The organism is Teichococcus deserti, from assembly GCF_001982615.1.
Classification (GTDB): domain Bacteria; phylum Pseudomonadota; class Alphaproteobacteria; order Acetobacterales; family Acetobacteraceae; genus Pseudoroseomonas; species Pseudoroseomonas deserti.
In genome coordinates this window covers 1-8,455 of record NZ_MLCO01000207.1, presented here as the reverse complement: position 1 = coordinate 8,455, position 8,455 = coordinate 1, and the positions used below count along the sequence as shown (strand labels likewise).

Here is an 8,455-nt window from a genome sequence, read left to right as displayed (position 1 = left end):
GCCGCCACGCAGCCGCCCATGGGCGGCTGCGTGGCGGCCAGGAGCACCGTCCTCGGCATACGTGGCCGGACAGAAATGCCTGGGAGCTTCAGAGGCGGGGTAATAGCAAATACCCGGATTCAAAAAGTGTCCGGTCTGCCTCGGAGTCCAAGATGGTAGCAGATACGCTCGAAATTGCTCAGGGCCGCCTGTGGAAGATCCCCGGATGTCCGGCCTGCCCTAACTGGAATACCACCTGAGCCTTTGAACGCCTGCGGGAGGAGAGCTCATCAGCAAGTTGAGCGGCGAGGATGGCGCCAAGTCCCCTACGTAGCCAAGAAATGTCAGCCTTCGGTCGGTGTGTCACTGCCCAGCAGTGGGACCTCATGTAGCCTACCAACCCGCGTCACCGACCGGCCTTGATGGCGGTCATAGGTCCTCAGATAAGATCGGAGAGACGCGAGTTCCTCTTCCAGCCGACTGACCTGCGCCCTCAGGGCGGCGTTCTCCGCATTCAGGATGACGAGATCTCGAGGGAAGGCGCGCTCGAAGGCGATCGCCGCCAGCTTAGAGATCTCGCGAGCCTCAAGCTCCTGGATCTTCACCTTGAGGCGTCTGTTCTCCTGGGCCAACTCGGTCTTCCCCGGCTGGCGCTGCGCCTTCTTGGCTCGAAGTGCCACGACCCGCTCGGCCGCTCGCTGTGCGCGGAGAATACGAACCTCGAACGCCGCATGTTTCGCGTAGAACTGAGACCGTCCGCGCCCAGCCTCGCGCAGCACCCAAGCAACAGTGATCTTCTTGGGCTGCTCTCCCGCAGCAATGATCCCCATGACTTGGCGCTTCACCGCGATGAGACCACGTCTGAGATCCACCTCGAACCGGAGCCATTCAGGATTCCTCGGCGGTTCCGTGATGGCATCCGCCGCATCAGGCAGCGCGGTACCAGGGGCCGCAGCACCGTCCGTCGGCTCACTGTCAAGAATGTCGTCCAGAGACAGGACGAGGGCGTCCATGGACTTCATGCGCAGGCTTCCGGCTGAGCAGCCTGCCGTGTCTCTTGGAGCTCCCGGAGACGATGCTGGATGAGTAGGCACCTTTTCCGCGAGGCCTCCTGGAGAGGCGGTGCCGCGTCCGGGCTCTCGGCCATCTGCCGGTGCAGGACGTACTCTGCCTTCAACTGGCTCTCGTTCGCCTCAGTGCTAACATTGTTGACACATGCCAAGCACATGCCGTCCTGGCGGTTGGCATGGTCAGGCAGGCCCAAAGAGTTCTGGCCGCACAGCCCGCTGGCGGCCGAGACCGGGCTACTGACGCAGTATCCGATGCCAGTCGGCTCGAGGTGCATCTGCTCTCCGTCAAGGCGCCTGCGGACTACCTTCGAAACCTCGGCGACGGTCATGTTCTTCGCCCGGTACTCTATGCCCGCAGCCCGCCACCCCTCAGCATGCTTCCCGCTAGCCGCCGACCGGCCAAGCATGACCCCAGCCATGATTTCCGAGGTCAAATCCTTCTGGTCGTCCCGGATCATCCTGATGATCTCCAGGTCGTCCAGGTAGGCCTCGATCATGCGGTTTGAGATATGCCCCACATGCTGCTGGAGAGCGGGGAGTGTACCCTCGAAGCGCCGGACATAGAGTTGGGCAAACAGCTTCCTGAGTTGGTGGGTCGCGTATGCCCATTCAGGATGCCCCGGCATCCTGCGCTTCGCGAACTGGATCAGCCTCTCCTTGGCAACCCTGGCCTTGAACAGCGAGACCAGGGCACGGTCATGGTCATAGGAAAACAGCAACTCAGTTCGTTCTTCAGACCGATGAGGTGCCGTCAGACGAAGTGCGGTATCAACAGCAGTTCGGACCACCGGGGGAACAACCCGGGCCACGTTACTACCAAGGATTTCGTCCGACGTCTTGATGATGACCGTGTTCGTCCAGGGGCCATCGGGACGCTCGTTGATGCAGCCAACTGCCGGTAGATCTGCCGCTTCTGAGATGCGGAGGGCGCCAAAGGAAGCCAGAAGGATGTAGCAGGCGGTCATCAAGTCGCGATGGAGATCGATCGCGGCCCCAGCCCCCTTTAGCTCATAGGCCTCCATGAGCCTTCCGGCCACAGGGTGCCTTGCTCCAAACCATCGAAGGTGCGCTTGAACGAACGCTGCGACACGCTTTTGGGGTAACTCCCTTCTGGCTTGATAAAGAGCCTGCTGTGCTTCGTTGACGAGGTCATTCACGGCATCGGCGTCGATGGTTTCGACCATGGTCACAGCGGTCGAGAGAAGCGCCTGTGCCGTATCCCAAGGAATAGAGCGCGTACCTCCTGGACCACTGTCTACCAGGTCAGGGTTGTCCACGCGCGCACGCCGGATTACGCGGCGCACAACGACCTTGTCGTCCACCTCAGGGTCGAAAGTGATCCCGTCCGGAATCAAGCTCCAGCGCCGATGCAGGGTATGAAGCACCTTGAGAATGGTCAGCGCATAACGCCGACCCCACCGACCAAGCAGGCTCCGCTGACCGCCTGCATAGAGGTGCTCCTTCAGGCGGACGATGTCATCGGGGCCGAGCATATCCCATCGCCCGAAGCCTTCGCGCGCCATCCACTGGCTTGCCCTGCGCAGCACGTAGAAGGCATTCGGCAAAGAAGATGGCTTCCACGGCTTGCTTCCCAGCCCTTCGGTGCCGAGCAGCCAGATGGTCCAGAGGGCAATCGTTGTCAGGTGCCCGATCTCGGCAACTGTGCAGCGAGCCCCCTCGACCTCGAAAAAAGTCGAGAAGTCGAGCCTTGGCCGCATGGTGGTTGCCTTGTTCTGCACATGCACCACAAAGACGAGCGTCTCGTTCGGCACCGGCACAAGCCAATCCGGGTATGCCTCGCCGCTGACCCATGGCGGCAGGCGCATCGTCGCGCCCACAGTATCGGCTAATAGGTCGACGTGCTGCGGGACCGTCGCTTGCGGGGATCTCAGCATCACCAGACGGCTCCGAAATCAAGACGAAGGCGCGATGCCATCTCCTTGCCCGCGAGTGCCACGTCCGCAGGGAAGTCGGCCAATGCATCCTCGATGACCCGCAACTGTGGTGCGATCCAGCGCTCCCACCGTGCAGGAGCCTCATCGTGCCGCCTCCGCGACGAGAGAAGATGGTCGCGCCAACGGAGGATGCGTGCGTAATTCAAGGGCGTGGCAACGACCACGGCACGTTCGCAGGTCAGGCAGCCGATGAAGAAGTCACATGGGCGACCCTCACGCTGCCCCGGCATTTGGCCAGTGTACCGGTCCCGGCAGGCCGCACCGTGGCCAATGTCCTGGACATTTGGCGGTGCCTCAGCCAAGCCGACAACAAGGTTGTTCTCACGGACCGCCGTCTCCATCGCATCCACAATCCGGCGCGTCTCCTCGGAGTGGATCTGCATGCTTTCCCGGTGGCGGAGATAGTAGGCCGTCGCCCTTGGGCCTTTGTGCTGCGCTGTCGTCTGGACGGCTGCCGGATCCCGCCTGGCGCGTAGATGCTGATGGATCGCGGACACACGAATAGACTTCAAGGTGAATCGCGCTTCCGCCACGCCTGGGATGTCATCGGTTCGCGCCTCAGCGAAGCGCAATCGGAATTCCTCGACAGCACGCGTGAGCGTGGCGAGGCTCGGCTGGTAAACGTTGCCCGCCTTTTCGCCCGGGTACATCTTGTCGGGCCGTGTCAGGAGGAGGGGCGCCTCGGGGTCGTCCTCGCGGTACCCCATGGCACGACGCAATGCAGTAGCGCCGTCCTTGTAGAGCCGGATGACAGCGGGGACAGAGCGTCCCCTGACAGCACGTCCGCGGTCAGGAAGAATGCGGGATACCTCGCCTGTGGCTGAGTCATACGTGATGCTGGGATCGGCCACTTCGTCGTACTGGCGGTCCGCTGCCAAGTCTTCTCCTTCTGGGAACGCCAGACCGTGCATGGCTCCTCCAGCCCGGCGCTTATGCCAGGCCAGGACGTAGACATTCGGGTTCTCGGTTGGACGCAGGCAACCGGCACGTAGTTCGGCAATCGAGAAGGCGTTCACGTGTGCGGCCGCAAGTAGCACCGCCAGAGCCGCCGCCTCATCCTGGCTCGGGCACAGGACCGAAGGGAAGAGCCCGGGGTAGCTGCCCGAGACGAACTTCATCCTGCGAGCATATCTGCGCTCGGCAGGTGTCAGTCCTCCGTCACGGGCCATCGCATTCGCCGTCAAGGGAATGCCGTCCAGGGCCTCCTGAGCGAACAGGTAGCAGTAGGTGAAGGAGGCCAGACCCATCGCGTCCACTGGAAAGCTGTCCCGCGCCAGTTCAGCCCTGCGGTCGCGAATCAATGCTCCGGCCCAACCAGAGTCCATCTTGTTTCCGAGGCTCTCATCCAGCCGGGGGAGCATGTCTTGGTAGGCCAGCCGCCCCGCCTCCGCGATCTCGGCGGCAAGGGCGCGTTTCCTATTCCACGTCTCGAGTTCGGCATAGGCGAAGTCGACCACAGCCTCCAGAAACTGATGGTCTGAAACCGACGTGTCGGGGTCGATGCCATCGGTCATGCGACGCGGCGGTGGCGTTGCAGCGAGGACCGCCTTGTGTGCGTAGCGACGCGGCACCTTGAATGCGGGGATCGCGCCGTCATCCATCAACCGCTTGGCGATGCCCATCGCACCTCCGTAGAGCGTAGCCTTCGACAAGGGCGCCATGCCTGAGGCCTCAAGCCTCGTGTACAAGGCATCGAACATCGGGCCGTCAATGGTTCCGCCGCGTTCTGAGAGGACGTCCCGGATCACCGAAACATGCGTCCAGACGGTCTGGCCAGTGGACTGCGGAGCAGCGGATACCCGCTCCTCGAAATGCGAGGCCAGTACCTTGCCAATAGGACCGAGGGACAACAGAGACGCGATCTTCTCCGCATGAAGCTTCGCGCGCCGGGAAGGTAGGCGATCATGTGTCGTCATCAGTTCCTCCCACCAAATGCACGGTTGACGGCCATCCCAGCGGTGATGGCATGGTCCCGCATATGCACCATGTGCGTGTACTGCTCGGTCGTCTCCCGGTAGGCATGCCGCAACTGCTTCTGGACAAAGAGAGCGCCGAGTTCGGGGTGGCCGAGGCGATTGAACTCCGACAGCACCCGCGTCGCGTAGGAGTGCCGAAGGGAGTGGAAAGAACCCACTTCTTTCGCGGCTTTGACGGCTGCCAGGAAGTATCGTCCCAGCGTCTCCGGGGTTAGCGGCCTCCCGCCCTCGGTGACGAAAACCCAGTCCGCGTCCGCTCTGGCAAACTCAGTGCGGGATCCGTCGATCCACTCCACTGTGGGCTTCATGAGGGCGCGGGGCACCAGCACTGCACCCCCTTTTTCCCCTTTGGTAGCGGCGGGAACGAGGTCGAGAACAAATCCTTCGGCGGCGGTGGCGGCAAACGCTTCCCCGAGGCTCCTGCCGCGGGCGCGCGGGGGTGCCTCGGCCTCGACTGACCGGCGAAGGTTCCGCACCGACAGGCCACAGACCTCGGCCACCCGAAGGCCTACGCCCCAACCCCAGCGGAACATCAGGTCGACGCGCCGCCTCAAAATGGGGTCGTCCATGACGATGCAGGCCCTGATCCGCTCGAACTGCTCCTCCGTGAAGACTTCCTTGCGGGCCCGGGTGCTTGGAGGCGCCTTGACGACCGGCGCGGGTCCTTCACCCTTCGGATTGACCTTGAACGGCCTGACCCGGACGAAGCCGTGGGTTTCTGCCCACGCATAGAAGTTCTCGACGGCTGCGAGACGCAGCGCGATCGTGTCGGCGTCGTTTCCGCGTGCTGCAAGCTCGCGCTTGAAGCGGACAACGTCGTCCTTGGTCGCGCGCTGCCAGCCGATATTGGGAGCAGCCACCTCCTGGCTGTTCAGGAAGAGGAGCAGGCCCGTGGCGTAAGCCTCCACTGTGTTCAGGCTGTAGCTCCGCTCCCTGACCCCCGCGAGCACCCACAAGGAGGGCACAGCATCAATAAGAGCGTCCCTGGGCTTGAAGAGGGGAAGGCCCGGAAAGGATTCGCCAGAGACGACCAGGTCAGCAGTCGAGGCAACCAAGCGGTACGGCGCGGCGTCCGCTTCTCCCTTACATGGCTCCTTCGGTGGCGCCTCCTGGCGGCCGATTCGAGTCGCCCGACCGGTGCCAGGTCGATGGCGATCTCGGCTCATGGCGTCGGCTCGACAGGGTAGCGGATGGCCTCGACGACCTTGCAGAGGTTCTCCATGTCCACCGCCTTGAGGTAGACGGTCACGCCGACCGACTGACGCTTTGGCCGCCCCTCGTCAGCATCCTCGTCAGCGCTATGCCCCATGAAGGCGTCGATCCAGGCGTCGCGGAACTGGTCCGCGGGCGCATTGGTCAGGATCGTGCGGACCGAGTGCCGGAAGCTGTGGAAGACTGTTCCGGGTCCGATGCCGAGCGCCGCCTTGTACTTGGAGAACTCCCGGGAGAAGTCGGCGCCGTAGCTCTGCTCCTTCCCCCGCGGCGGCAGGTCGTAGAACAGTCGTTGATGACCTTGAGCCGCCCGTCGCTCCACGAAGTCATGGAAGCCGAGCTTCAGCAGTACAGGGTGGACCGGAACAATTCGGGCGCCTGCCTCAGTCTTCGGGCTCCAAACACCCAACTGCTCCTGGACGACAAAGGCAAGTCTGCCGTGGAGGTCCCGGATGTCCTGGCGAATACGGAGCCGGGCAATCTCCTCGACCCGCATTCCCGAGTACATCCCGATGATGGTGATCCACCAGAAGGAGCCGCGCTCGGAGCCGGAGGCAAAGCGGGGGGAGGTGAGGAGGGTCCGGAGATCCTGCTCCGACCACATGTCCCGCCCCTTGCGGCCTTTGCGGACGCCCGGCCACGAGAAGCCGATGAACGGGTTGGCGTCCTCTGGCGCGTAGCCATGGTTAGCCAGCCACTGCCAGTAGGCGCTCAACGCGCTGAAGTGTCGCTTGACCGTCCTGAGACCGACCAGTGCGATGTCCGCCTCGCGCTCCATGTCAGGTGCCAGGGACGCGTTTCGGCCATCGACCTCCGCCTGCCGAGCCCGCGCTCGCTGGATCTCAGCCTCCAGCGAAACGGGTCCGGCTCGGACCGCCTTGCCGTAGGCGGCGGGCAGGGTCCGAAGCAGGATGCGGAAGCGGCGGGCCTCGACCTTGGTGATCACAGCAATTGGCCGGTCCCCCATCAACTCGGCCCAGAGCTCAAGAGTCTTGGTCGCCTGTTTGATGGAGTTAGGCTTCAGGGCGGGGAAGTCGTCGGTGGCAAGCACACGGCTGGCTAGGTAGGCATCGCGGTGCGCAAGGAATGCGAGGCTCGATGCCCCTGTGGTCATCAGAGCGGCGGGCGCAGATTCCTTCCGGCCTGCATCCTTAGGCTCTGCCGTTGCCTCTGAGGCCGGGAGGGCGGCGGACGTCGGGACCTTGGCCGAGCGCTCCTCCTTCAGCATCAGCATGGCAGCCAAGGCCATCCAATGCATATCCCGCCGTTCGCGCTCAGCCATCGTCGCCGGATCTCGTGGACCCGCGCCTCTGTCTGAGCCGTCTCGGTGGCTTCCTTGAGGACCGCGATCTCGGCGCCATCCAATAGGCGTTCGAGGTGCTCAAGGATTAGGTCTTGCTCTTTGCCAGGATGGGAGAGGATGGCTCTACGCCCCTCGTCGCCGAAGAGCAGATCCACATACCTGGGCTCTAGACGCTCGAAATCCCTGGATAGCTCCGCTCGAGTAGGAGAGTTCTGGACCGCCTCATCGGTCAGCCTGCGCAACAACTCATCAATCTGCGCCCTTTCCAAGGACTTGTTCGCGCGAACCATCCCGAAGACCCTCTCCGTCGCCAACCAAGCGACGCGCGCCCGGAGACCGGCTTCGGCCCGGGAAGAGGTTTCCAACGAGCGGATGATCTCCTTGCGGCCAATCCGCTCCACGAGGGAGTCGGGTACGCGTCGCCTGAATCGATACACGGCGCCGCGTAACTGGAGGTTAATGGCCATGGGTGCCATCCGCGTCCTGCCCAGCAAAAGGGTGGACCGGCCATGTGGACCTTGTGGTCCGCATACCGGGCGGTGGCACTCGAAGACTTTGAAGGATTTGGGAGTGGCTGGGGAACCTGGATTCGAACCAAGACTGCCCGAGTCAGAGTCGGGAGTTCTACCGTTAAACTATTCCCCAACGGCGTGGGCGGGGAAATAGCACCGGCCCCAGGGGCTTGCAAGAGGCCAGATGCGCGGTTTTGCCGCGCGGGATAAAATTGCTTGCCCCCGGCCCGCTGCCACCCAATCATAATAGAGCCCCCCGACGCCGCCCTGCCCAGGCCGTGCGGGAAAGGCCCGAAACCATGCCCGATATCGTGTCGAACCCTGCCGTCGCCTCGCCCAGCCTTCTTTCGGGGGCCGCGCATGGTGCCTTCGCCGCCATCGACCTCGGCACCAACAACTGCCGGCTGCTGGTCGGCACCCCCACCCAGGCCGGCTCCTTCCGCGTGCT

The 8,455-nt window shown here is 63.3% G+C and carries 6 protein-coding genes and 1 tRNA gene; all 7 read right to left on the bottom strand.

Annotated features, from left to right (window positions below; genetic code table 11):
* Positions 1 to 323: 323 nt before the first annotated feature.
* Complete coding sequence (locus BKE38_RS19885; RefSeq protein WP_019460613.1) at positions 324 to 1,001, bottom strand: hypothetical protein; 678 nt, start codon at positions 999 to 1,001, stop codon at positions 324 to 326.
* On the bottom strand, positions 998 to 2,944 hold the full coding sequence (locus BKE38_RS19880; protein ID WP_019460614.1) for a site-specific integrase: 1,947 nt from the start codon (positions 2,942 to 2,944) through the stop codon (positions 998 to 1,000). The genes BKE38_RS19885 and BKE38_RS19880 overlap by 4 nt, the downstream gene beginning before the upstream one ends.
* Entirely contained in the window at positions 2,944 to 4,920 is a 1,977-nt protein-coding gene (locus BKE38_RS19875) for a hypothetical protein (protein ID WP_075798170.1), read from the bottom strand. Before BKE38_RS19875 ends, BKE38_RS19880 begins: the two co-directional genes overlap by 1 nt.
* Positions 4,920 to 5,930: a tyrosine-type recombinase/integrase gene (locus tag BKE38_RS19870; RefSeq protein ID WP_242662490.1), complete on the bottom strand. Its 1,011-nt coding sequence runs from the start codon at positions 5,928 to 5,930 to the stop codon at positions 4,920 to 4,922. The genes BKE38_RS19875 and BKE38_RS19870 overlap by 1 nt, the downstream gene beginning before the upstream one ends.
* A gap of 212 nt (positions 5,931 to 6,142) precedes the next feature.
* Positions 6,143 to 7,426: a site-specific integrase gene (locus BKE38_RS19865; RefSeq protein ID WP_165694234.1), complete on the bottom strand. Its 1,284-nt coding sequence runs from the start codon at positions 7,424 to 7,426 to the stop codon at positions 6,143 to 6,145.
* Positions 7,420 to 7,962, bottom strand: coding sequence for a DUF6538 domain-containing protein (locus BKE38_RS31595; RefSeq protein ID WP_076958992.1), 543 nt, complete (start codon positions 7,960 to 7,962; stop codon positions 7,420 to 7,422). The genes BKE38_RS19865 and BKE38_RS31595 overlap by 7 nt, the downstream gene beginning before the upstream one ends.
* A 104-nt stretch (positions 7,963 to 8,066) precedes the next feature.
* Positions 8,067 to 8,140: transfer RNA gene (locus BKE38_RS19855), tRNA-Gln, on the bottom strand.
* Positions 8,141 to 8,455: the final 315 nt, after the last annotated feature.